25 protein-coding genes and 3 pseudogenes are annotated in these 24,015 nt (G+C 57.7%); 15 read left to right on the plus strand and 13 right to left on the minus strand.

The genetic code is table 11. From position 1 onward, the window contains the following. Positions 1–470 precede the first annotated feature (470 nt). From PSFL_RS01790 to PSFL_RS01805, 4 genes and pseudogenes are all read left to right on the plus strand, one after another. The gene (locus PSFL_RS01790; RefSeq protein ID WP_397469630.1) at positions 471–1,151 is read left to right on the plus strand and encodes a hypothetical protein; all 681 of its coding nucleotides are present in this window, start codon (positions 471–473) and stop codon (positions 1,149–1,151) included. Then, entirely contained in the window at positions 1,148–1,672 is a 525-nt protein-coding gene (locus PSFL_RS01795) for a hypothetical protein (RefSeq protein ID WP_057442011.1), read from the plus strand. The genes PSFL_RS01790 and PSFL_RS01795 overlap by 4 nt, the downstream gene beginning before the upstream one ends. Then, positions 1,669–2,223, plus strand: coding sequence for a hypothetical protein (locus tag PSFL_RS01800; RefSeq protein ID WP_258558613.1), 555 nt, complete (start codon positions 1,669–1,671; stop codon positions 2,221–2,223). Before PSFL_RS01795 ends, PSFL_RS01800 begins: the two co-directional genes overlap by 4 nt. Positions 2,224–2,448: 225 nt before the next feature. Continuing rightward, a pseudogene (locus PSFL_RS01805) lies at positions 2,449–2,634 on the plus strand (DNA polymerase V subunit UmuC); the annotation flags it as partial. Between the two features lies 1 nt (position 2,635). On the opposite strand, the pseudogene PSFL_RS01810 reads toward PSFL_RS01805, so the two are convergent. Next, positions 2,636–2,805 (minus strand): annotated as a pseudogene (locus PSFL_RS01810) (SRPBCC family protein); the annotation flags it as partial. Positions 2,806–2,895: 90 nt separating this feature from the next. Continuing rightward, positions 2,896–4,890, minus strand: a complete 1,995-nt coding sequence (locus tag PSFL_RS01815) for a methyl-accepting chemotaxis protein (protein ID WP_397469631.1) — start codon at positions 4,888–4,890, stop codon at positions 2,896–2,898. Between the two features lie 448 nt (positions 4,891–5,338). Here PSFL_RS01815 and PSFL_RS01820 point away from each other — a divergent pair, with 448 nt between their 5' ends. Together PSFL_RS01820 and PSFL_RS01825 are read left to right on the plus strand one after the other, a co-directional pair. Further along, on the plus strand, positions 5,339–5,767 hold the full coding sequence (locus PSFL_RS01820) for a hypothetical protein (protein WP_115129389.1): 429 nt from the start codon (positions 5,339–5,341) through the stop codon (positions 5,765–5,767). A gap of 270 nt (positions 5,768–6,037) precedes the next feature. Beyond that, positions 6,038–6,347, plus strand: a pseudogene (locus PSFL_RS01825) (transposase); the annotation flags it as partial. Here the strand turns inward: PSFL_RS01825 and PSFL_RS01830 are convergent. Both PSFL_RS01830 and PSFL_RS01835 read right to left on the minus strand, forming a co-directional pair. Next, positions 6,307–6,837, minus strand: coding sequence for a hypothetical protein (locus tag PSFL_RS01830; RefSeq protein WP_115128050.1), 531 nt, complete (start codon positions 6,835–6,837; stop codon positions 6,307–6,309). The pseudogene PSFL_RS01825 and the gene PSFL_RS01830 overlap by 41 nt on opposite strands. A 50-nt stretch (positions 6,838–6,887) precedes the next feature. Next, positions 6,888–7,325, minus strand: a complete 438-nt coding sequence (locus tag PSFL_RS01835) for a PACE efflux transporter (RefSeq protein ID WP_397469632.1) — start codon at positions 7,323–7,325, stop codon at positions 6,888–6,890. Between the two features lie 115 nt (positions 7,326–7,440). Between PSFL_RS01835 and PSFL_RS01840 the strand changes: the two genes are divergently transcribed. After that, positions 7,441–8,331, plus strand: coding sequence for a LysR substrate-binding domain-containing protein (locus tag PSFL_RS01840; protein ID WP_115128051.1), 891 nt, complete (start codon positions 7,441–7,443; stop codon positions 8,329–8,331). A gap of 178 nt (positions 8,332–8,509) precedes the next feature. Here PSFL_RS01840 and PSFL_RS01845 read toward each other — a convergent pair whose 3' ends face one another. Next, complete coding sequence (locus PSFL_RS01845; protein ID WP_115128052.1) at positions 8,510–9,595, minus strand: FAD-binding oxidoreductase; 1,086 nt, start codon at positions 9,593–9,595, stop codon at positions 8,510–8,512. A 129-nt stretch (positions 9,596–9,724) separates the two neighbouring features. Continuing rightward, positions 9,725–10,594 (minus strand): GyrI-like domain-containing protein, encoded by an 870-nt coding sequence (locus PSFL_RS01850; protein WP_115128053.1) that lies wholly within the window; start codon positions 10,592–10,594, stop codon positions 9,725–9,727. A 343-nt stretch (positions 10,595–10,937) separates the two neighbouring features. Here PSFL_RS01850 and PSFL_RS01855 point away from each other — a divergent pair, with 343 nt between their 5' ends. Further along, positions 10,938–12,518, plus strand: a complete 1,581-nt coding sequence (locus tag PSFL_RS01855; protein WP_397469633.1) for a diguanylate cyclase — start codon at positions 10,938–10,940, stop codon at positions 12,516–12,518. An 87-nt stretch (positions 12,519–12,605) separates the two neighbouring features. Here the strand turns inward: PSFL_RS01855 and PSFL_RS01860 are convergent, their stop codons facing one another. Genes PSFL_RS01860 through PSFL_RS01870 form a run of 3 tightly spaced genes read right to left on the minus strand, consistent with a single transcriptional unit; the run spans position 12,606 to position 14,759 of the window. Beyond that, positions 12,606–13,226, minus strand: coding sequence for a LysE family translocator (locus PSFL_RS01860; protein WP_170045096.1), 621 nt, complete (start codon positions 13,224–13,226; stop codon positions 12,606–12,608). Between the two features lie 52 nt (positions 13,227–13,278). Beyond that, a complete protein-coding gene (locus PSFL_RS01865) occupies positions 13,279–13,806 on the minus strand; it encodes an AAA family ATPase (protein WP_397469634.1) in 528 nt (175 codons plus the stop codon). Between the two features lie 35 nt (positions 13,807–13,841). Next, positions 13,842–14,759, minus strand: coding sequence for a LysR family transcriptional regulator (locus PSFL_RS01870; protein ID WP_397469635.1), 918 nt, complete (start codon positions 14,757–14,759; stop codon positions 13,842–13,844). Between the two features lie 66 nt (positions 14,760–14,825). On the opposite strand from PSFL_RS01870, the gene PSFL_RS01875 reads away from it, so the two are divergent. The 3 genes from PSFL_RS01875 (at position 14,826) to PSFL_RS01885 (ending at position 17,536) form a co-directional block, all read left to right on the plus strand. Continuing rightward, complete coding sequence (locus tag PSFL_RS01875) at positions 14,826–15,443, plus strand: LysE family translocator (protein WP_057445077.1); 618 nt, start codon at positions 14,826–14,828, stop codon at positions 15,441–15,443. Positions 15,444–15,608: 165 nt separating this feature from the next. Further along, positions 15,609–16,274, plus strand: a complete 666-nt coding sequence (locus PSFL_RS01880; RefSeq protein WP_057441982.1) for a TIGR02466 family protein — start codon at positions 15,609–15,611, stop codon at positions 16,272–16,274. 161 nt (positions 16,275–16,435) lie between these two features. After that, positions 16,436–17,536, plus strand: coding sequence for an alkene reductase (locus PSFL_RS01885; protein WP_057441981.1), 1,101 nt, complete (start codon positions 16,436–16,438; stop codon positions 17,534–17,536). A gap of 38 nt (positions 17,537–17,574) precedes the next feature. Here the strand turns inward: PSFL_RS01885 and PSFL_RS01890 are convergent, their stop codons facing one another. Beyond that, positions 17,575–18,459: a LysR family transcriptional regulator gene (locus PSFL_RS01890; protein WP_115128055.1), complete on the minus strand. Its 885-nt coding sequence runs from the start codon at positions 18,457–18,459 to the stop codon at positions 17,575–17,577. A gap of 95 nt (positions 18,460–18,554) precedes the next feature. Further along, positions 18,555–19,619 carry an SDR family oxidoreductase gene (locus tag PSFL_RS01895; RefSeq protein WP_397469636.1) on the minus strand — a complete coding sequence of 355 codons (1,065 nt, stop codon included), beginning with the start codon at positions 19,617–19,619 and terminating at the stop codon, positions 18,555–18,557. A gap of 73 nt (positions 19,620–19,692) precedes the next feature. On the opposite strand from PSFL_RS01895, the gene PSFL_RS01900 reads away from it, so the two are divergent. After that, positions 19,693–20,088, plus strand: coding sequence for a MerR family transcriptional regulator (locus PSFL_RS01900; protein ID WP_057441976.1), 396 nt, complete (start codon positions 19,693–19,695; stop codon positions 20,086–20,088). Between the two features lie 201 nt (positions 20,089–20,289). Further along, a complete protein-coding gene (locus PSFL_RS01905; protein WP_115128057.1) occupies positions 20,290–20,898 on the plus strand; it encodes a LysE family translocator in 609 nt (202 codons plus the stop codon). Between the two features lie 27 nt (positions 20,899–20,925). Here PSFL_RS01905 and PSFL_RS01910 read toward each other — a convergent pair whose 3' ends face one another. Both PSFL_RS01910 and PSFL_RS01915 read right to left on the minus strand, forming a co-directional pair. Further along, on the minus strand, positions 20,926–21,525 hold the full coding sequence (locus tag PSFL_RS01910) for a hypothetical protein (protein WP_232545796.1): 600 nt from the start codon (positions 21,523–21,525) through the stop codon (positions 20,926–20,928). Then, on the minus strand, positions 21,512–21,655 hold the full coding sequence (locus PSFL_RS01915; RefSeq protein WP_169961124.1) for a hypothetical protein: 144 nt from the start codon (positions 21,653–21,655) through the stop codon (positions 21,512–21,514). The genes PSFL_RS01910 and PSFL_RS01915 overlap by 14 nt, the downstream gene beginning before the upstream one ends. Positions 21,656–21,826: 171 nt before the next feature. Between PSFL_RS01915 and PSFL_RS01920 the strand changes: the two genes are divergently transcribed. Next, complete coding sequence (locus PSFL_RS01920; RefSeq protein ID WP_057441969.1) at positions 21,827–22,501, plus strand: response regulator transcription factor; 675 nt, start codon at positions 21,827–21,829, stop codon at positions 22,499–22,501. After that, positions 22,494–23,813: a HAMP domain-containing sensor histidine kinase gene (locus tag PSFL_RS01925; RefSeq protein ID WP_057441967.1), complete on the plus strand. Its 1,320-nt coding sequence runs from the start codon at positions 22,494–22,496 to the stop codon at positions 23,811–23,813. The genes PSFL_RS01920 and PSFL_RS01925 overlap by 8 nt, the downstream gene beginning before the upstream one ends. Positions 23,814–24,015 lie beyond the last annotated feature (202 nt).

The raw sequence follows: 24,015 nt of genomic DNA on the forward strand, positions 1-24,015 counted from the left end.
CCTTGTAGTGGTAGTTGGAACAAGCGGTTGTAAGACAGGTAATCAGCAGAACAGCCGGGAGTTTGAGATACGACAGAAATGACGACGAGCACATTATTCTTCCTTGTTTAACGAGTTGATTAGGATAGCGCATCGCAATGCCAGCAAGTACTTGAGCGGATTAGCAAACTCATCGCCCATCAGCAGGAAAAAGGGGGCAGATTTATTTTTAGTGCTCTAATTTTCTAGCGAATAGGAGTTTGAAGGTTGGAAAATAAATCTGTCCCCTTTTGCGCCTGTGACGCACGGAACCTAGGTGGCCCTTGTTGAAGGGCTGACTGAGATTGAGTCAAAACACGGGACATCGCCATGACTGACTCTAGCCTCATGCCTTGCCACGCTTTATCATCCCCCCAAAGCCCGCAGGTATCGCCTCTACCGCTCGACTCACCTCCGGCAACCAATGGATCTTTCCCCCCCAAGGACCTTTCATGCGTGGTTTCTTCCGTGCATTCGCACATCTATTACCCATTGCCCTGCTCACAGGCTGTGCCGCCAAATCCCCCGTCGTGGTCAGCGAGCCCTTGCAACCGGCCGCGGGTGGCCCGGTCGCGTACCTGGTCGGCAGCATCGGCCCTCTGGGCCGCGACAACGCCTACACCAACCAGCGCATCCTCTTGCGCCAGCGCGGCTCGCAATACGGCGCAGCAGCCTGGTGGGGCCATGCCGAGGTGGCGCATACACCAAAGGACATCGAAGCGGTGCACGGCAGCGACAAGCAGGCGCTTCCCGGCGAAGCTAGCATCTTCGTCATGCCGCTCAAGCCCGGAGCCTACGAATTCTATGACTTCCAGTTCTTCTGGAACGGCTCCAACGGCGGCTTCCGCAGCATCCAGGCGCGGGAGCAGTTCCTCGTGCCCATGGAACTGGAGGCGGGCAAGGCCTATTACATCGGCGAGTTCCGCTCGCGCTGCCTCGGGGTTTCAGCCTGCCTGTTCTTCCATGACGACCAGCAGCCACGGGATGAAGTTATCGCGCGGCGCTACACCCCCGGGCTACCGAGCCTGCAGCCGCTGAACCTGAACATGGCGCCGGCATTTCCCTTCGTCATGCCCATGCCGCAGGCCCGTACAGCGGGCAATGTGACAAGCAACAAGGAACCCCAGCAATGAAGAAGACCCTGCTCCTTACCGCAAGCCTGCTGCTGGCCGGCTGCGCGGGCACCCAGACCCTGCCCGACCCACAAATCAAGACGGGCGAGGATTACCTGCCGCCGATCACCGTGATGGTTGATTCGCTGGAGCACAGCTCCAAGCTGCGCAATTACCTGCGTGAAAGCGGCGTGTTCAGCAAGGTCGATACCGGCACCGCTGGAGAAGGGGAAACCCAGGTGATGGTCAAGCTGGATGCCCAGCGCAAGGTTGCACCTATGCCTCTGGTATTCCTCAGCGCCGCCACCCTTTTCCTGTTGCCAATACAGAACGACATGGACACCAAGGCCGACTTCACTGTGATGCGCGATGGCAAGGTGCTGAACCGTTATCACTATGAAAACTACATGGCCAAGTATTCCTGGCTGCTCGACCTCGGCATTCCCGAGCGCGAGGAAAACATCCGTCGGGTCGCCCGCGCCTTCGCCCGTGACATGCAGGTGACGGGCCTGGCGGGCAAACCGCTGGAGGCACAGCGGTGAACAACCTGTTCAAGGTGGGGCTGGGTGTCGCCGGGTTGTTATTGCTGGGCGGTTGCAATCCATCGATGAAACCATTGGGCTACCACGCGGAAAAGCCCTATGTGCCGATGAGCCTGATGGTGATGCCGGAGGGCTACACGCGTTTCGACGTCAAAGAACGTGACGAACTGACCGTGGCAGTGAAGTCGTCTGGCGCGTTCTCCTTCGTCGACCACGGGTTCGCGCGCAAGGGCTACGGCCTGGTCATCAACCAGCCGCCGGGCAAAGGCGCCGGGGTGCTGGTGGCGCTCAACGCGTTGACGCTGCTGACGTTCCCGATGCCCTACAGCTATGTGCACAACCTTACCGGCAAAGTCTACAAGGACGGTGAGCTACTGCGCACCTTCACCTACAAGCGCGAAGGCATGAGCGTGGCCGCCTGGTACGTGCCCACACCTAACACCGAGAATCAGCGGCAGATGCTCACCGACCTGATGCGGGACCTGGAGGCCAGCGCGCTGATTCCCCATGTCGGCGATGAAGGGCTGGCTGCGCTTGATAACCCTGAGTAGAAGGGGTGTGGCATCAAACGAACTGGTTCCAGTAGCGCGCAGGGTGAGGTTCGGCACCACTGGATTAACAGGGTTTTACTCGATTGTGCTTGAGCGTACCGCCTGACAATGCCAAGAGGCTCATGTGTCGGAGCGCGGGTTTGCTGAGCAATGAGCCCATCTGCAAGCGCCTGTACAAGCGTGGTAAAGAGGTGATCCTCCTTTCGAAAACCCCAGTTACCCGGCATGGCACTGAGCAACGATGATGGCTGTGTCATTGCCCGCAGTTACGATGCCAAGCCCTTTATCAAAACGGGCGAGCCATATCTCCAGATCCAGCACACGCTCAAGCCGCACGGCATCGTCCAGAACTATGCAGTGTACGGCGACATGAGTGAGCGGGTGATGAGCCTGATCGAGGCGATGGTGCCGTGCCGACCGGCAGTGAACCGGTGGTGCCAGTGTCGGCACTCACGGAGGAGGGGGGCCACTCGTGCCAACGGTCGGGTTGGGTCACGTAGTCGTAGACGACTTCGATGAGGGCTTGGATAAAGCGTTCCTGCCTGATCCGCTCCAACGGACAGAATGCCCAGCAGCATGCATGACACACCGCCTATGTGGCGAGATCCCGCACTGGGAGCTGCCAGAATAGTCCCACTCCCGTGGTTTGCACGGGAGTGTTTCACTCATTCATCAGCGCACCTTGAAGCGGCTCATCAACGTAATCACCCGGCCATTGGCATCCAGCAGGCTTTGCGTATTGGTTTCAGTGGCATGGCCACTTTCCACCAGCTCTTCGACCATATGTCGGATCTGCACCATGCTGCGGTTGATCTCTTCGGTTACCGCACTTTGCTGCTCGGCGGCGGTGGCGATCTGGGTGCTGAGGTTGTTGATATGGCTGACCGAGCCGGCCATTTCGTCCAACCCAGTGTTGACACGTGCCGTGGCATCCGCCGCCGACTGGCAGCTGGCCTGGGTGTTTTCCATTGCGGTCACCGACGAACTCACGCCAGTGGTCAGGCGCGCCAACATCTCGTTGATCTGCGAGGTGCTGGCCTGGGTGCGTGCGGCCAACGCCCGGACTTCGTCGGCGACCACCGCAAATCCACGGCCTTGTTCGCCAGCGCGCGCCGCTTCAATGGCCGCGTTGAGTGCCAACAGGTTGGTCTGGCCGGCAATCGCGCCGATCACGCCGAGGGTTTCGGTGATACGTGCGGCGTCCTGGCGCATGTTTTCCACGGTGTGGGTGGCGCTGGCCACTTCGCCGATCAGCGCGCTGACGCTGGTCGAGGCTTCGCCCACCACCACGCGGGAGCGGTCGGCGTGTTCGTTGGCGCGCTGGGTGAACGAGGCGGTTTCAGCGGCGTTTTGCGCGACGGTGTCGGCGGTGGAGCTCATTTCGGTGATGGCCGTGACCGTCTGATCGGTTTCCGAGGCGTGCCGCACCAGAATCCGGTTGGTCTGCGCCGACGTCTGCTGCAATTGCTCAAGCCCCGAGGCCATGGCGCCCGTGGCCTGGGTCACTTCGCCGATCATGTTCTGCAGGTAGATGATAAAGCGGTTTACCGAGTGGCCGATGGCGCCCATTTCATCCTCAGCACGGATGGTGATGCGCTTGGTCAGGTCGGCATCTCCGGCAGACAGCGAGTCGATATTGGTGCGCAGCGACTTCATGCGTTGCACCAGATTGCGAATCGCATAGAACGCCAGCAGCACCAGCAGCAGTACCATCGGGATTTGCAGCAGCGCCAGGCTGCCGAGCACATCGTCACGCTGGGCGGTGATCAGCGAGGTGGGCAGGGCAGTGGCGAGGAACCACGGGGTGCCCTCGATTGGGCGCATGTAAAAGGTGCTGGCCACTCCCTGGTTGTCGAATTCACCGCGCTGCAGGGCCTGGTCGCGATGGGCAAGGGCCTTGCTGACCTGGGCGGCAAACGCCGAGGTGCCGGTCAGTTCGCTGATGTTCTTGAGCACCACCGGGCTACTGATGCGCGTGCTGTTGCTGATGATCTTGCCGTCGCCTTCGACGATCAGCATCTGGCCGCTGATGTCTTTTTCCTTGCTGGCCACCAGCTCATTGAAAAAGCCCAGGGTCACGTCGATGGTGGCGACGCCGTAGGCCGCGCCGTCCCGCTGGATGGCCATGGCGCAGTTGGTGCGCGGCTCCTGGCTGGCGTCGTCCTTGTAGGCGGCGGCCCAGGCGCATTGGCCACGGGGCGAGGCGAGGCCGCCTTTGTACCAGCTCTGGTCGTAATAATTGGGTGCGGCGTCGCTGTTCCAGAACGTATTCACCGCCAGCTTGCCCGAGGCATCGCGGTGCCAGAACGTGCTGTGCTTGTTGCGCCCCGGCGTGCGCTGGTTGGGCAGCGGCCAGATACCGCCGCCGAAGACTTTCAGCTCGCCATACTGATCCACCAGGCCGGGCAGCACCTTGTCGATGGCGTCACTGTCGAGCAGCGGGATGGTTTGGGTGATGCTGCGTTGCTGGGATTGAACCTTGTTGAGTTCGCCCTGGATCTGCACAGCTACCTCGGCGATGCGGTTGAGCACCACCTGTTCTTCAGTGTGTTTTAACGTGGGGGCGACCAACTGGCCGATGCCGACGACGGTTAGTACCGATAACACCAGGACGAACAGCACCAGGAACAGGGTGTAGCGGGTCTGGATGGAGCGCAGTGTGGGCATGGAGGTCGTCCTTACGAAGCGTTTATTATCGACGCGGCTTTATTAGAGCTTCGTCGGGCTATCGGCTTGGCAAGGAAGAGCTTTAGGTACTACGGTGCTGAGTTAATCGGCTTGACCGTGACCTTGCGCGCATCAGCTGCGAGGTTACCCATTGGAGGGTGGCTTAATCGCCGGTTTTACCTCCGTGAAGGCCGAGCCTTGGGTGCGGTCGAAATGATCATTGGCACCTGTAAAAATGCAGTCCGTGGTCTTGTTTTTCCTGAGGGTGTCGTTAGCGTCGCTGGTACTGCGGAAGGCATGCTGTACCGCACGCGTACCCATGTGAAACGGCCAACTTATCCAAGATGCTTGTGTGGGTACATGCACGATACTTAATAACGTTGAGCATCATAAAGGGACGGTCGATATGAAGGGAAGTTTTACGTCAGGTCTATGGGTGGCATGTTTCGTGAGCAGTGTTACGGCGCTGGCAGATGAACTACCGCGTAGCGAGCAGATAAAAGCATTCCACGCTGCTGGATTTAACCAAGAGACGTCGGAGTGTGAAATTCAGGAAACTGGTAGCTACAGACCGGTAACCATGGAATTGGTTGAGGACCTGAACGGTGACGGCCGACCGGATGCGTTGATTACCGAAGGCAGCACTTACTGTTATGGGCAAGCAGGTACTGGATTTTATCTGGTAAGTCAGCAGCCTGACGGCCACTGGAAACTCATGCTCAAAGAAAGCGGTGTCGCTGAGTTTCTCGCTAGCAAAGGCAGTAATGGTTGGCCTGATGTTGAGGTCGGTGGCCCGGGCTTGTGTTTTCCAGTGCTGCGTTACGACGGGCAAAGTTATCGAGTTCACCATAGTGTTGGTGAACGGTGTGCTGACTAGCCGTAAAAGTCCGATGGCCCAAAGGCCAAACGAAGGCCGGTCAGCCGAGGATTACGGTGGCTGCTTTTGAATCTGGCGCGCGGTGTTCCAGGTCGCTATCGGTGTTAAGCATAATGTCTGAGATGTTATGGTCGCTATGCCGTCGGAATCGAGGCATTTAGCGCTGGGATAATAGCGAAGTCTCGGCGCTGAATTTAGCCATAACGTCCATTATGCGAGGCGCTTTTGCACCGAGAAACAGATGTCCTTCGCCGATGCCGAGTATGCCGGCAAACGTATGTGTGCGGCGATGCGGGTTGTACCGGTGAGGAGAAGCGTGCCGAGCATCAGAACTGCGCGATGATGTGGGCGATCGCCGCGCGTCCTAGCAGCTATAGAAGGCGCGGAAAAAAGAGCTTGATCGGGTTGTATGCGACGCAAGATTGAATACGCCAAAGCGTAGGTGCGGGCCAAGGTTGAACATGCCTTTCGTGTGATCAAGCGCCAGTTTGGCTACACGAAAGAACGCGTACGCTCGCGAACGTTTACAACCATAGGGGTCATGCAGCAACGTAGACAAGAACCGGCTGGAGGCAAATGAGTGGCGGTGCCGAATCGAGCATGTCGGCAGGTTCACACCATGGATAGCTGCGACCTTGAAGCCAATCCATTATTTTCTGCATATGCTGGGAAGGGCACTCCAACATGTGTTCGATAGTAATGGACAGTTGCATGGCCAGGCCGCTTTGCGGTGAAAAGACCCAATGATATTCCCCACAGCCTACGCGCAACTCTCCAGTTGCTTTTGTTGACATGCCAACCAGCCATTTGCACCTATGAGCATGTGCTTCGGGCTTTGGAGGGGCACCGAAGCAGAATGTATAAACGTTCTCATATTGCAGGCTAAAGCTGCGTACCAGTACTTCAGCAATATCTTCGCGCCCCTGGACGTTGGGGGGAAATTGGATGGTGCTTGTCTGCACCAGCATGGTAAGAGTTGCGTCTGGACTGAAAGCATGCCGCAACAAGTCAGGCCGATTTCCGTCCTTGCCGAAGATGTAGTTCTCAATCGCTTTGGTGGCGTTTTTCATGCACAAATCCTAGTGCTGCTGCAGGTGGGCCAATCGGGATTCCAGGCGGATTACGGGTTAACCGAAACCTGCTCCTTCGCGGACTCTGGTACATCAAACACCCTATCAAAGACCCACTGAAACGCCAGCGCGTAAAAGAAGAACACGAACAGCCCCAGATCGGTGACCAGTGCAGCCCACCATGAAATTTCCAGCCACCATGCCACCAGAGGCACCAACAGTAGAACCAGCCCACCCTCAAAACCCAGTGAGTGGAGCAAACGTCTGCCCAACGTGCGAGCACGCTGTGGCTGACGCGCTTCCCAGCATTCGAAAACGTAGTTGAACAGCACGTTCCACAGCAGCGCGCACACCGACAACATCAACGACAGCGCACCCGCATGGGCCAGGCCTTCGTCGTATATCAACGAGATGCTGGGCGACAGCACCGCAACAGCGATTGATTCATAGAGGATGGCTTGCAGAATTTTTCGCGAAGGTCCTTGCATGGTGTTTTCCGAAGGGTGGGTAGATCAAATACCCGCGACGGTATCGCTCCGTACACACCAAGAAAAATGAGATAAATTGCAGGCACATCAATTCAATTCATCTAGGGAACGATGCGTGTTTTCGACTCTTGCGCTCAACGCGCTGCGGACCTTCGAGTCGGCTGCGCGACTGGGTAGCTTTAAAGCGGCAGCTGAGGAGCTCTCAGTCACCTCCACGGCCATATCCCACCAGGTCAGGACGTTGGAAGCTCGTCTCGGTGCGATGCTGTTCAAACGATCTGGACACGGTGTGGTGTTGACCGAAGAAGGCGAGTTGCTGTATCGCCGTACTCATCGCGCATTGTTAGACATTCGCCGCAGCCTGGAGGCTTTTTATCCGGACACTGCTCCCCAAACCCTGACCATTTCCACTACGCCGGGCTTGGCGGCAGCCTGGTTGATTCCACGGCTGGGTGGTTTCTATCGGAGCTTTCCGCAATTCAATGTGCGGGTCGATACACGTAACGAACTAGTCGATCTGCTGCGTGATTCCAGTGTCGATCTTGCTATTCGCTCGGTCAGCCGCGATGACCCGAAGTTGTTCTGTCAGGAGCTAATGAACGAGCAGTTCTCGGTTTACGGCGCCCCAGGTCTGGTGGCCTCGCTGAACGTAAATCAGGTCGAACTGATCAACCTGCACTGGAAAATTCCGGGACCCTTTTCAATCAATTGGGAAAGCTGGTGCGCGGCCGCAGGATGCCAGGCTTGGCTTGAAACGGCGCAGATGCGTGAGTTCGACGACGAGCATTTTGCTTTGAGCGCTGCGATCGCGGGTCATGGGCTGGTGCTGGCAAGCAATGTACTGGTAGCCGACAGCCTCAGGCATGGAGAGTTAGTGGCCTATAGACCAGAAGTAAGCCTGCCTGGTCCGCGTTACGTTGCGGTGTGCGTGCCAGGGTGGGAGCGGCAGGTGCATGTGAGCGCGTTCCTGATGTGGCTGGCAGGTGCCGCTCGACAGGATGGATGACGACATTCGATTGCTGCCCCTTGCCACAGGCAGCAATCGACCCAAAGGAGGGATTGGATAGAAATCGCGCAATGACGCGCTTTTTACTGTCGCTCCAACGCCGACCATAAACCACTGTGTCCGATGCCGGCGATCAACGTTCCATAGGGCCATGGTTCAGGGTGTCAACCAGCACGGACTAAGGTTGAATGAACCTGTCGGGGCGGCAAGGGCCGAGGGCAGGGGCCACGGTGGCGTCCATTATCTCTTCGCTGGCCAGACGGCCTATTATTGGGGCAAGGATAACGCCAGGGTGCATTGTGCAAACATATACACCGCTGACTGTGGGCAAGTAACCGACAATGGGAATGCCATCAGCGGGAAATGGTCTTAGCCCGACACATGCCAATTCCGGCTCAATGGAATCAGCCCCATGAAGTTCGTCCCGGATGGCCTGGGCTGTTCGTAGCGCAATCGCTTCTGCCTGGTTGTCCAGGGCATCACCCAGATAATCCTCTGCGGCTAGCAATGTCCCATCCTCTTCTTGTCTGACTTCCATTGCGGGGCTGGAAATTATGGTCTGCACCAGGTTGGCGGGTGCCTTGTAACGAATAAAAATGGCTGGAGATTCTTCTATAGGAAGAGAAACGTTAAGCATGTCGGTGAGTTTCTTGGTACCAATCCCCGCTGCGATTACAACGATATCGGCGTCAATTATTCCCGCTGTGGTTTCGAGCCCTGTAACTCGAGTATTCAGCATTCTAAATCCGAGAACCCGTGTATGGGTTAATACATTGGCCCCATGCGCTTTGGCGCCTGCAATCAAGGTGTGCGTTGCTCGTACCGCATCCAAGGCACCTGCTTGGGTTTCGTATAAGGCCTGTTCAGGGGGATGCTTGAGATTGGGTTCAATATCGACAATCTGGGGGCGGGACACTAAATGTTCTGCAGTTGTATTGCCTGCCCTTTGCAGCGTTTCATCCAGGTTCGTGCCGTAAGTTAGGGCACCTGTCCATCGAACGTTCAGGTCGGGTAATTCCATGTCGAGTCGACGAAACTCATTGATGACCAAGCTGCGCAATTGCGCAATAGGGTCGAACCCGCTGTGAGAAACGTTGATCCATGCAAATGAGGTCCCCGTCACGCCGCACGCAATATCTCCGGCGTCTACCAACGTAACATCTGCACCTTTGCCTGCCAGGTGATAAGCCAGGGACGCGCCCACTATGCCCGCGCCTATGACGACGACTCGGCTTTGCTTACGATCCTCCACATCAACCTCCATTTTGTCGATCTGATTGCGAGAGCGTTAGGGGATATGTGAGTGAAAAGGGGCAGATTTACCTCTAAAAATACATCTGCCCCCGATTTTTGCTCGCTACCGCCAACTCAAGGTCGAAGGCAGCTTATTCCCCTACTGCAGTGGAACATAAATATCTGTTTGCCATTGATCCATCGGTGTCTGGGGGTAGGCGCTCAGGTAATTGAAGAACAGCGGCTGGTCACGAAGTTCTTCTCCACTGGTGGGAAGCCAGTCGCGGTAAATCGGATAGATCGTTTCGCCAATATGATCCGGTGAACCCGTATGGCGCACCACGACGCAGCGGCCGCCAGGAATGACGAGGGCGTGCACGCCAAACTCATTTGGCGCCACAGCCTCATGAATCTCGCCGCAGATCGCAAAGCGGAACGTTTGTGGAGGTGTCGTATCGGGGTTGTTATAGGGGATGCCAAAGGTGCGACTCGATGCCTGCGGCGACTGTCCGCTGTGCATACGCCACTCGATGAACTTGCGCACGCTCTCGCTGACGAGCCCTGCTGGCCCGCGGTGCTCAAGCGCTGCTACCTTGACCTCAGGGAAATCTACGATCCTTACTTGCATGATGATAGTCCTGGAAAAGTGAGGGATTGCGAACACCGTATTCCAGACTTGCCAGTTCGGTTCCTTGCTGAACGCACTCGGCGTCATACCGATCGCCCGCTTGAACGCCCTGCAGAATGCCTCGGGACTTTCAAAGCCGGCGTCGAGTGCGGCGTCCAGTACCGAATGATCAGCGACGGCCGCCAGGCGATGTGCCGCACGGCGTAGGCGCATCAGTTGCACATATCGTGAGACCGGCACGCCAACGAACGCGGTGAATTGTCGGTGGAAGTGAAATGCCGAAAAGTTTGCCACACCGCTTAACGTCTTCACCGACAGGTCGCCTTCGAGATTGGCATCAATGTAGGCGAGCACGGCGTTGAAGCGTTGTGTGTAAGCAAAATGGGTCGGCATGTCAGACACTGGAAAAGCTCCTGGAAGTACGGTCGCCCGTAGAGTCCGCTATACCGGCGTGAACGCGCCTAGCCGAGTTTGCTCAAGGTATGAGGCTTCTAGGTCGGTTGGCGATTGGCTCGAGGGCGACGCCTTCAATCGCCTCAACCACGGTGCTTAGTTGCTGGCCAGGCCTGTTCATCAGGGCCTAGCCGTTGGTGACTGGGGCTTTTGCATGAGACACTAACCATTGACGTTGCACCATTTAAGATCCTGCAGGTGTTGTCCAATAGCTAGAAGCACTCGGACGTGCATTCTTTACCCGATGGCTGAGACTTCAGCAAATTAGACCTGCATATCCTTGGAACACCGAATGCCTTCTCAGCCGAAACCCAGACTGAACCTACGCATCGTACTGCTCACCTTTGCGCTGTTCAGTGCCGCAGTCACTCTTGCCAATACATTCTGGGTAATGTTCAAGATCCAAAAGCGAGAGCTCATTGAAAACGCGCTGGAAGGCAACCGAGCTTACGGTGCTCGTATCGCAGCAGCGGTAGAAGGGGTGTTGAGTTCTGATCTAGACCGCCTTGAATATGGCTCGGCCATCGTTTCAAAGAACTTCTCTGATCGCCAACTGTTGGCTGTCGAGGCTCGACGGCTGCTTGAGCAAGACAACAGCTTCAACTCAGTGCTGATTACCAACGCCGACGGCACTATCGTCGCATCTGCGCCAGAGCGGTTACAGCTAAACGGCCAATCTCTTCAAAGCCGCGAACCGCTCGAGCGGCGCAAGCCACTGGTCAGTAATGCATTTCACTCTATCACTGGCAATCTGGTGGTTTTCGTATCCCAGCCGGTCTTCGATGCAAATGGGCAGTACCTCGGGTTGGTGGGCGGGGCTCTCAGGTTGGAGCAGCAGAATACGCTTCAAGCGCTGATGGATTTGAACCGTCGACAAAATGGGGCATATGTCTATCTCGTAGACAGTCAGCGGCGTGTGCTCTACCACCCTGACCCTCAACAAATCGGCAGGCTCATTGACCATGATCGGATTGTAGATGCTGCACTCAGTCAGGCTAATGGCTCACTCCAGGCGGTCGACCGGGATGGGAATGAAATGCTTGCGGGTTACGCGGGCATACCCAGCAGCCGTTGGGGCATTGTCTCGCAGCAGCCAATGGCCGTTGTTCAGGAAACTTTGAGCGTTACCGCGCTGAAGGTGGCTAAAGGGATCGTGCCACTGGGCCTGCTGGGTTTGCTACTAATATGGTGGTCGGGGTCGAGAATCTCCAACCCGTTGTCCCGCTTGGCGGACAGCGCCGGACGCCTGGACGTGCCGGAAAGCTATGAGCGCATCAGCGCCATTCCTGTGGACTACCTGGAAAGCTGGCAGTTACGTCGGGCACTTTTGCTTAGCGTGAGCCTACTGCAGGAAAAAATCGGCAGACTCAACCACCAGGCTCAAAGTGATCCACTCACCGGGCTGGCAAACCGTCGTGCAATGCAAGACGCGCTCACGGTGTGGTTGGAGTCGAAGAAGACGATTGCTGTGATTTCTGTGGACATTGATCATTTCAAACGAGTGAACGATACCTTTGGCCACGACGTAGGTGACGAGACGCTCAGATCGGTAGCAGGACTGATGAAACAGAACTCTCGGCCGAGCGATCTGCTTTGCCGTGTAGGGGGGGAAGAGTTCGTTTTGCTGCTTCCCGATAGCTCAATCGCTGCCGCTGTAGACATCGCAGAGCGTTTACGACTCTCGATCGCATCCACCGCCTTGGAGGCTGTTGGTCACATTACTGTCTCGCTGGGGGTCGCGCTCTGGCGAGCCGGCGACTCGATGGATGATGTGTTCCAGAAGGCAGATCAATTGCTGTACCGCGCCAAGCAACAGGGGCGTAACCAGGTTGTGGCAGAGCAAGAATCCAGTGCCACCGGGCCAGCGTCCTGACACAGGCTTCGCCCGAGTGTGCTACACACAATGCGTTCGGGGCACTGGTGCAGCTGCTTCGAAAATAAAACGCTCCTGTTTCTAGGATCAGGCACGCCGCGCCATCAATAGAGCCGAGGCAGCCGCAGACAACAAACCGGCACAGCAACGATTAAAAATCTTCTTGCCGCGAGGCTGCGTAAACCAGCGGCGCATATGCAGCCCGATATAGGCATAGGCGCCAATGGCAATCCACTCCAGCACCAGAAACAGCAACCCGAGCAATAGGAACTGAGCGCCAACGTCTGCCGTGGGGTCAACGAATTGAGGTAGGAACGCGGTAAAGATCAGGATGGCTTTAGGGTTGCCGGCAGCGACGAGGAACTCCTGCCTGGCCAGCCCCCACAACCCCGTCCCAGAGGCTTCTGATTCGGCTGCTGCTTGCGGTGCGGCGTTCCACAGCTGATACGCCAGGTAGAAAAGGTACGCCGCGCCGACTATTTTGATCCCGTAGAAGATCAGCTCTGACGTTTGCAACACCACCGCCAGGCCCGCCGAAGCAAGTGCGATCATGATGGCGAATGCCAGCAAGCGCCCCACGCCTGCGATGCAGGCTGTGCGATATCCGTAGCGCGTTGCATTGCTGATGGACAGCAGGTTGTTGGGCCCTGGCGCCATATTCAGTGCAAAGCAGGCGGGCAGGAATAATGCGAGTGTTGCAACGTCCATATGCCTCTCCAGACCATTTTGCATAAATCCTACATTTGCAGCCCTGTCGATGTCATTGCTCGCTAATCACACCTTCTCCCCTGGGCAGGAATTGGTTCGTGATCATCGACACCGCTTGCGCCGGCGAAGCCAGGGCAGTGTCTATGCAAAACGGGGCGGGGTTCCACGCTTCATATTCATGATTGAGCACCGACTGCCAGGTGGGTGGCGTCAGCCCCGGAATATCCACCCTCCGTGTTTCTACCCGTCGCTGATGTTCATTTTTATCAGAGCAAATCACTTGGATATTGACTAGCCGAACACCGGCCTTTGAGGCGGTTTCGCTCCAGGCTACTCGACTTTCGCTTACCGGGTTTACACAGTCGGCGATGACGGTGCGGCCTAGCAGGAGATTGCTCAGTGCAAGCTCATTAGCGACCACGTAACCACTGCGTCCCACGTCTTGGGCAAGCGCTCCGGAGTTTCGGATTGCTTGCTCAATGGTATCGATGCGCAGGTAGACGGCGCCTGTCGTCGCGGCGAGGTTCTTGGCGAGAGTGGTTTTTCCGGTGCCGGGAAGGCCGCTGAATACTATAAGCACTGTCTGTCCTTCGCTGGGTGAATGTTGCCTGGCATTTAGGATCGCTCCTGCAACCAGTTAAGTAACGCCATTTCCATGCTGCCTGGCTTGGGGGCTGCCGGCGATAGCAGGCAGTACCGCGAGCCATCTTCAACAAACCCCAATGGAGCGGCTAATACACCGCTTTCGATATCGTCGCGCACCAGGTGCCACGGGCCAATGGCTACTCCAAGGCCTGCAACCGCTGCCTGGATGCTGAAGTAAAAGTGCTCAAAGGATTGCATTTCCATGGTCGGAGTGGGCAGGCCTTTTGCGTTGGCCCACTCTTGCCAAGCCGTAGGCCGGCTAGTCGTCTGTAGGCGCGGGGCCGAGGCGAGCAGGGATTTGCCGTTTTTACCAAACCACTCAGCTACTTTGTCCGGCCGGCATACAGGGCCGACCCTCTCTGGGAATAGTGTCTCGGCATGGTAGCCGGGAGGCCGTGGGAAATCGTCCCGCCGTATGGCCAGGTCGATGCCCTGGTTGAATGAGAAGGGGCCACCGCCGGCAACCAGGTGAATGTCCAGCCCTTGATAATGTGTTTGGAAGTCGCTCCAGCGAGGGATCAACCAACGCATCAGCAGCGTTGGCTCGCAGGATAAGACAAGCCGGCGCGCTCGACGGGCGTCGCTGCGTATCCCGCGCACGGCCTGGTTCATCAACCCGAGCCCTTCACTGACGGCTTTTGCCAGGCGTCTTCCGGGCTCCGTTAAAAACACCCTTCGGCTGCGTCGCTCGAACAGGTCAACGCCCAAATCCTCTTCCAGCAGGCGCACTGCGCGGCTAATGGCGCCGGGTGTCAGGTGCAGTTCGTCAGCCGCACGGGCGAAGTTTTCCAGGCGTGCAGCGGATTCGAAGCAGCGCAATGCAAGCAGGGAGGGCATGCGCGTCTCAGAAATAAGTGAGTTGTAGTCACTATTTTCTTCAGAAATCATCGTTATTACCCAAGCAGAGGATCTGCAAATATTGCCTTACACAACCAATAATTCAAAGGCTACAACATGGGCGAATGGATAGCAGTAATCACCATCACACTCCTTGCATGCATCAGTCCAGGGCCGGACTTCGCCATGGTGTCTCGTAACGGCTTGCTCCTGTCCCGGCGGGCAGGTGTGCTCACCGCTGTGGGAATCGGCCTGGGGGTGCTGGTTCATGTGGGCTACACGCTGCTCGGATTAGGGTTGGTGCTGCAACAGACTCCTTGGTTGTTCAATGCGTTGAAGCTGGCTGGAGCGGCATATCTGGTCTACTTGGGGATCAAGATGCTGCGTTCCCGGCCAGCGACTGAACAGCTGGACGCGCCACCTGCCGCGATGTCTGACCTGGAAGCGTTGCGTACCGGGTTTCTCACGAATGCGTTGAACCCCAAGACATCGATTTTTATCGTCAGTCTGTTTATGGGGGTCGTACGACCGGACACCGCGTTGACCGTGCAAATGGCCTATGGGCTATTTATCGCGGGGGCGCATGTGCTGTGGTTCAGCCTTATTGCGCTGTGCTTTTCCGCTGGGAGGGTGCGCGAAAAACTGATGGCTGCACGACAATGGATTGACCGGGCTTTTGGCGCCTTGCTGGTGAGCTTCGGGATACTGCTGGTAATCACTCAGTATTCAGCTTGAGTGTGTCGGTGGGGGTTTATATGGACTGAGGTTGAATTCGACTTTTCGGCAACTTGATAGGGTGTGGTTAACTAATGTCCAGTAAATTTTAACAAAGGTTTACAGCTGTTATTTAGTGGGTCGGGTAAAGTTTTTTGCAACTAGCGCAACTTGGTCAGCATCGTAATGCACTCCAGTAATAACCCGCTAAACCCTGAACTGATAAACATCAGACGGCTGTTTGCAACTCCCCTGGCCAGTCTCCAGTACCCCGATGCAGAAAAACTCAACGCAGAGCTGAAAACCCTGATCACGTGTCGCATGGCGGACGATCTGGGCGGCGCGCAGCGTAGTAATGACGGCGGCTGGCAGTCGGCGAGCGACTTCCCGGAATGGGGCGGGCAGGCCTGCGATGCGTTGGTCGGCTTTGCCACCGAGTTCGCCACTCAACTGACGGCGGTGCATAGCGAGCAGTACGGCTTAACTGAGCCGAGTTTTGCATGGAAACTCAATGCCTGGGCAAACGTTAACCAGGCAGGGCACAGCAATGCGTTGCATGGCCACCCGGGGGCATTCTGGTCGGGGGTTTATTGGGTGGATGCCGGCGGGCGAGAGGAAGATCCGGCTGTTGGCGGTGACCTGGAGTTTATCGACCCCCGCGGGATGGTTGCATCGACCTACAATCCTGCGCTGCGCATGAGGGTGGAAGATTGTGTTACTGCTGGCTTTAGTACGACTTATGCCGCTACCAGTGGAACATTCATTATGTTTCCGTCGTGGCTGATGCATTCCGTAAGACGTTTTGAAGGGGCGCGTCCGCGCATTTCTATTGCCTTTAATTTTGGCGCTTGAGTTGCCGACCGTCTTTTGATCATGCGGGCTTTGCGTCTGCCTACCATCGCATTATCCGGATTAGCCGGAATATGTTTCCCGAACTGAGTCGATTATCAAGAAATCCCCTCGCAGATACGCTGTGGTCATTGGCACCACCGACTATCTACGAGGAGACACCGATGTCCACACTCTTTACCCCAGGCGTTGTTGGTCAACTGAGCACGCCCAACCGTGTCGTCATGGCGCCCATGACTCGCTCGCGCAGCACCCAGCCTGGCGATGTGCCGAACGCTATGAACGCGGTGTACTACGCGCAGCGGGCGTCGGCTGCGTTCATTGTGACTGAAGCCACGCAGATCTCGCCCCAGGGCAAGGGTTATTCATTCACCCCAGGGATTTACAGTGACGAACAGGTCGCCGGCTGGCGCCTGGTGACCGATGCGGTGCATGCCGCTGGCGGACGAATTTTCCTGCAGTTGTGGCATGTAGGGCGCATGTCGCACCCCGACTTCCACAATGGCGAATTACCGGTCGCGCCGTCTGCAATTGCGTTTGATGGCAGCATCTGGAAAGTAGATGCCGCGTCGGGTGTCGGCAGTATGGCCCCGTGCCCGACACCACGGGCACTGGAGCGCGCCGAAATCCACGCCATCGTCGACGATTATCGTAAGGCTGCGCGTAATGCCATGACGGCAGGTTTCGACGGTGTCGAAGTGCATGGGGCCAACGGCTACCTGATCGACCAGTTCCTGCGCACCACGTCGAACACGCGTACGGATGAGTACGGCGGATCGCGCGAGAACCGTCTGCGCTTTCTCAGGGAAGTCATGGATGCGGTAATTGATGAAGTGGGGGCCGATCGCACAGCGATCCGGGTTGCGCCGTTTCTTACGGCGCGTGGCATGGCTTGCCCGGACATTCTGCCGACGTTGCTGGAAGCGACCCGCTATTTGCAGGGCAAAAATATTGCGTATCTGCACCTGGTCGAAGCGGACTGGGATGATGCCCCCAAGTTTCCCGAAGACTTCCGCCAAGCCGTGCGCGAGCGCTTTCGTAATGCGATTGTGGTGGCCGGTAAGTACGACCTGGAGCTTGCTGAGTGGGTCCTGGAAAAAGGCTATGCAGACTTTATCGCCTTCGGACGCAAGTTTGTGGCCAACCCGGATCTGCCACTGCGGCTGGAGAAGGGTTACCCGTTAGCCGGTCTGGAAGGCGCTGAGTTGTTTGGCGGTACCGAACGTGGTTACTCGGACTTTGCCGCCTGGGCTCAGCAGGGCTGAAAGCGGTAGGTCTCCAAAAAAATCTCCTTGGGGCGCGCTCAGGTCGCCAGCTTCAAGGAGATTTCGTCCATCAGCAGTTTGACCCGGCGCGGCATCGCGTGGCCGGAAGGGTAGACAATCTGCAAGTCCACGCCCGGCAGGGAGTAGGTCTCCAGCACCTCGACCAGTCGGCCGGCGTCCAAGTCATCACGCACATCGATGTAGGACTTGATACAGATGCCGTGGCCGGCCAGGCACCACTGGCGCACCTGATCGCCATCATTGGCAATACGCCTGCCCGACACCAGCACCTTGAACGTACGGCCAGCGGCGCGGAACTGCCATTCACGGTGGATGCTGCTGCCAAAGCGCATCAGGATGCACTGTTGCTGCGCCAGGTCCGATGGGTGTTGGGGCGTGCCGTGGGCCATGAGGTAGGCGGGGGATGCACACACGACCCTACGGCCCTCGCTGAGTTTTCTGACGCGCAGGGTGCTGTCGGACAGGGCGCCATATCGAATGGCGAAATCAATCCCTTGCCCCGCGAGATCCAGGTAGCCATCGGTCAGGTTCAGGTCGAGGCTGACGTTGGGATGCTCCTGCAGAAAATCATCGAGGATGGGCACGATGCGGTTGCGGCCCAGGTCGACGGGGGCGCTCAGGCGTATCAGCCCCGAGATTCGTTCGGTGCCCAGTTTGATAGTGCTCTCGATGTCTTCAGCTTCTGCGAGCAGGCGCCGGGCGCCCTCCATCAGCGTCCGCCCTTCGTCCGTCAGGCTGATTGAGCGGGTCGTACGGGTCAGTAGGGTCGCGCCGTAGTGCCTTTCCAAGGCCCCGAGCCGCTCCGACACAGACGTGGGCGAAAGCCCGACCTCGCGGCCTGCCGCCGACAATCCGCCTTTCTCGACAATCAACAAAAACAGCGCGAGGTTCTCGAAGAGCATTATCCGGATTTCCCTGAATATGATTGTGCTTTGGGCTGGATTCTACGCCAGCACTCAACAGTGCTCATGTCATTTGTTGGGGGGCAAAACCTCCTTCAGTTCAGAAGTCCATGCCTGACGAATCGCGCAGTTTTCTCCAGCGTTAATGCCAAATCAGCATGCTTGAGCTGATATCGGCTTTCCAGCTTGCGGCTATGAGTCATGTCGAATCGCTCGGTGCGGATGAAGTTCAGGGATTCCGGGCTAGTGCCAAAGTGCGTAGCCACGCCCGGTATTTTCAGCAGCCATCCGAGTGGGCCCAGTGGTAGGTGGCGGCGGGGAGTCTGCACTTCCAGGGTGTGGGCGATGTGTGTGACCAGTCCTTGCAGATTGGGGCTGAGCTCGTCCAGTGCCAGGGCCTGCTGATTTGCCATTGCCGGGTCGAATGCCGCCGCGACCATCAACGCCACCAGGTAATCGACACTGACCAATGGCAGCCAGTGGCGGGTTGATCCAGGAATCGCCGTCAACTTGCCCGTCGCCAGGTTGCGAATCAGCTCTGCTACCGGCTGACCAGCCAGGATATGCCCGCTCTCGCTATGCCCGCAGACCGTTGCCGGGTGCACGATGGTGTAGTCGGCCCGTTGCGCCTGCATGTAGCGAATGACCGCAAAATGCGCCTCCAGCTTACTTGCCTCGTACCCACCCACACGCCTGTACACGGCGGGCCAATCGGTGTGTTCGGGGCATTGCTGATCAATGCCAATGCTGGTCAAGTGCGCGGTGTTTTGCAGCATGTAGCCACCCACCATCAGCAGCCGACTGTGCTGGCTTGCCGATAACCGGGCAACCTCCAGAGCACCTTTGACGTTGACCGCACGGGCTTGCTCCATAGACAGGCCCCAGGCGAACTGGGCGGCGACGTGGAATACCACGCGGGCTGAGGCAATACGCTGGCGGTCAGTCGCGCTCAGCCCCAGGTTCGGGTGATTGAGGTCGCCTTGAATGGCCTGAATGCGCGAGGGTTCTCCCCCCAGTTGGCGCACCTGCTCCCTGAGCGTTTCAAGGTTTGCGGCGTGGCGCATCAGCACCCAGGCCTCGTGCCCTGTAGCGCTCAGGTGGGCCAGCAAATGCTGCCCGATAAATCCGCTGCCGCCGGTGACAAAACATTGAGTACTCATGGCGCATTCCTTGGTTGGATAAGGTGCGCAGGCTAAACTGTGGAGCTACCTCTACAGTCAAGGAAAATTTACCGTGAAAGTCGCAGAGCTTGAGCGTAGGAGCGGCCTTGGGCGCCATACCTTGCGGTATTACGAGGCGCTGGGGCTGATCACCGTGCAGCGGGGAGCCAATAACTACCGCGTTTACAGTGAGCAGACGGCACTGGACCTGGCGTTTATTCAGATGGCGCAGAAGATGGGGTTTTCCCTGGCTGAGGTCGGCGAAATCCTCGAAGCCAAGCGGCAAAGTACGATTGACTGTGCCCAGGGCGCTGCGTTGGTGGCCGACAAAATGGCTGAGATTCAACTCAAGATCGGTCATCTCAAAACGTTGCATGGCTTTCTTGACGCCGAGCGTCTGCGGCTTGAGGCCAGTGCCATCGCGCTGGGGCAGACCGTTACCTATCGTCAGGTGCCAATGCCGGTTTAAGCGTCAGTCCTTTCGCATCTGCGGTCGAGCTTCGGCGAAGCTGCAGTTGTGCGGGTGTGCAGCCGCCATCGCAGCCTCGCCGGGCTCGACAGCTCCCACCCTTGATGAATTGTATCTCTCGATCTGGGCCTAGCTGTACGGGGCGAGGCGCGGCAGAACCCTCTACTGTCAGGGCGACAATAATTCGCCGGATGACGCACCATGTTCATGTCCACCAGCTTGCTATCGGCCTTCGCGCTGTTTGCCTTCGTGTCTTCGATCACCCCTGGCCCCAATAACACCATGCTGTTGGCGTCGGGGGTGAACTTCGGTTTTCGCCGCTCGATTCCCCATGCCCTGGGGATCAGCGTGGGCTTTATGTTGTTGGTGATTTCGGTCGGCCTGGGCCTGGGGGAGGTGTTCAAGGCGTTGCCATGGGCGTACACCGCGTTGCGCTATATCGGGGCGGCGTACTTGTTGTACCTGGCGTGGAAGATAGCGACCTCCAGCGCAATGTCGGACGACATCGACGGCAAGCGCAAACCCATGACCTTTCTCGCCGCTGCGGTGTTCCAGTGGGTCAACCCCAAGGCCTGGGTCATGGCATTGGGCGCGATCACCACCTATACGCCGGCTGAAGGCTACTTCACTAACGTGCTGGTCATCGCCGTGGTGTTTGCCGTGGTCAACCTGCCGAGTGTGTGCGTGTGGGCGGGGTGTGGCACCGGCTTGCGCAATGTCCTGCGTGAGCCCCGCTGGTTGAAGCTGTTCAACAGGTCGATGGCGGGGCTGTTGGTGCTGTCGTTGTACCCGATGTTTTTTGCCGGCTAAAGAGTCCAGGCCTTTACGGGCCGGGGCTCAGACCGGTGAGATCGTGGCCAGCAGGCCAATGCCAACGGTCAGTGCCAGAAACCCTAAAAGAAAAAATGCCATCTTAGCCATGGGGCCTCCAAAAGGAAGAAGGGCGGCCGGAGAGTTCCTGCCGATGAGCCATTGTCCGGGTTGTGCACTGTTCGGTACAGATGCAGGTGTTAAAGAAAAAAGCATATCAGATGTGTCTGGCAGGCTGGCGTGCCGGGGTTTCGGCCGGGGCCTGGAGGTGCTGATCAGACTGTTGGAGGTCATTCTGCGCAGGCCTTCAACGGCAGGCAGGATGTATTTGAGCCATTGCTCGCGGGGTGTGCCTGGTACGTCCTGTGGCTGATCAGTGCTCGTCGATTCAAGGTCATCGGCGGGGTAGCAGTCATCACTGCTGCGCCTGCCGTCGGGGTACACAATAAACCCCCCGCGCCCGTTGCCACATTGGTGCAGATACACCGGCGACAGTTCTCGCTGCTTATCAATGCGCGCATTCAAATGAACGATGTAGCTACCCATCGCAATCGACACACCCACAATCAGCCCCAGGCATATCAGCACCTGCCAGCTGTAACTGGCGCCTACGTTATCGGAACGCACTGGCGACACAGCACGCAGCTGCCTGTTCGAGATGCCCGCCCACCAGAAACCGGCTGCCGCCTCCCAGGTTGACCAATTGCCCGCGAGACGGCAGGACGCTGGCCATCAGGCCGAATAGAATCAAAGCCAACAGGACTCTTTTAACCATCGAGTAAAGGTTCATGACGGTGATGAGCTCAGGATAGGAAGAGCCCCAGCTTAGAGAGTGCCGGGTTAACGCGAGGTAAACATCCACGGGAAATCGCCCGACTTCTGTTATCCTTCAACCCTCTGCGCAACACCTGTCCGAGGGGACTTTTCCGTGCATATTCACCTGCTGCTGGTCGAGGACAACCTTGACCTGGCCACGACCATCATCGAGTACCTGGAAATCAGCGGCATGGTCTGCGACCACGTCACTAATGGCCAGGCCGGCCTTAACCTGGCACTCGACCAGCATTACGACGTGATTCTCCTGGACATCATGTTGCCGCGCCTGGACGGCCAGCAAGTGTGCGAACGGCTACGCCAGCAAGGCAGCCAGACGCCGATCCTGATGCTCACTTCACTGGACGCGCTCCCTGACAAGCTCGCCAGCTTTGCGGCGGGGGCCGACGACTATCTGGTCAAACCCTTCGAGCTGGCCGAACTGGTCGCCAGGATTCGCGCCCTGAGCGTGCGCCGCAGTGGCCAGACCAGCCGCCTGCAGGTGGACGACCTGGTCATGGAGCTGACCACCCGCAAAGTCAGCCGCGCCGGGCAGGAGCTGCATTTGTCGCCCATTTGCTGGACCCTGCTGGAGTATCTGATGCGCGCCAGCCCTGAGCTCGTGCCCCGGGAGCGCCTGGAAACCACGATCTGGGGCGATGAACCGCCGGACAGCAACACGCTTAAAGTCCACATGCACCGGCTGCGCAAGGCGGTAGACAAACCCTTTGACCGACCGCTGATCCACACCCTGCCTGGGGTCGGTGTTCAGGTGAAGCCCCATGCGTAACCGCCTGAGTCTGAAGTGGGTGATCAGTGGCAGCTTCCTGTTCCTGATTGCTGTGGTGTTACTGATCTACAGCCAACTGCTGCCGGTATACACCGTGCGTGGCCTGCTCTACACCGCCAGCGCGATGATGGAAGAAGAGGCTCAGTATTTCGTCAGGCATTACAAGAAGGATCCGACCACGCCACCGCCGCGCAACTACTTCTTCGAGGCCGTCATCGGCAAGGAAGCCTTGCCGGCGAGCGTGCGCCAACTGCTCGAGGCTCCGCCGAGCATGTCCTTCGGTGCCGTTCAGGTCTTCGGTGATACAGACTCCGATGATGACGATGCTGAGATCCGGGCAGTCCTCACCCAGCCCCTGGGTGACGGCAAGACCCTTTACATGTATGACATTGACCATGATCACGAAGAGGGCGGTGAGGTCGAGACGCCGTTGTCCGATGCCTACTTTGATCAGGTACTGCAGGGCGTCGTGTTCGTCAGCCTGGCGGTGTTCGTGCCGGCGCTGATCATCATCGCCCTGTTGGTCTGGTGGCTGGTGCGGCCGCTCGGACGCCTGGCCCAATGGTCCAGTACCCTGAACAACCCGGATGCCCGGGCCGGCGAGCGCCCGGATTTCAGCTTCAAGGAGTTCAATACCCTGGCCGATGCGCTGGCCCAGAGTGTTGAGCAAGTACAAGCTGCCAGCCAGCGTGAAGGCCGCCTGTTGCGCTACACCAGCCATGAACTGCGAACCCCATTGGCGGTGCTCAAGGCCAATATAGAACTGTTGACCCTGCAGGCCGGCGGTGTCTTGCCATCTTCCCTGCAGCGCATTGAGCGCTCGGTGTTGAACATGCAACTTATCGCCGAGACCTTGCTGTGGATGAGCCGCGAACGCCCAGAACCATTGCCTGAGGAAGATATAGACCTGAGCGCGTTGGTCGGAGAGCTGATTGACAAACATCGCTACCTGATCGGCAACCGGGATATCGAGCTGCTTGTCGACATCCACAGCGAACCCTGCCGACTACCCCCCACCGCGTGCCGCATCGTGATCGGTAACTTCCTGCGCAACGCCCTGCAATACGCGGAAGAGGGCCAGGTAGAAATCAGCTTCAACTACCCGCGCCTGGTAATTGCCAACCACATCAGGGAGGCCAAGCCGAGGGAGGAATCCAGCGATTATGGATACGGCCTGGGGCTGCAGTTGATGCGTCAGTTATGTGCAAAATTGGGCTGGCAGATTGATGTAATTCTTGAGCAGCAGCGTTTTACCGTCGCTCTGGAGTTCACCAGCTTGCAGGGCGTTGGGGTGCCGGGGGGAAGAGGGTGAACAGTATTGGGTCGACAGGTGGCGTTTTGCGCAAACTGATTGTTGTACCCACGCTCGGTTTTTCGTGCAGTTTTCCTGTCATTGCGGGTGATGGCAGGCCGGTCAAAGTCTCGGCCTTTGGAGCTGCGTTTCATCTGCAACCTGAACCTGCAGAGCAAGGCTGATGCCTGGTCGCTGCTGCGTGACATCTCGGCGATCTACC

Source organism: Pseudomonas sp. DD1 (assembly GCF_044510355.1).
Taxonomy (GTDB): Bacteria; Pseudomonadota; Gammaproteobacteria; order Pseudomonadales; family Pseudomonadaceae; genus Aquipseudomonas; species Aquipseudomonas shahriarae.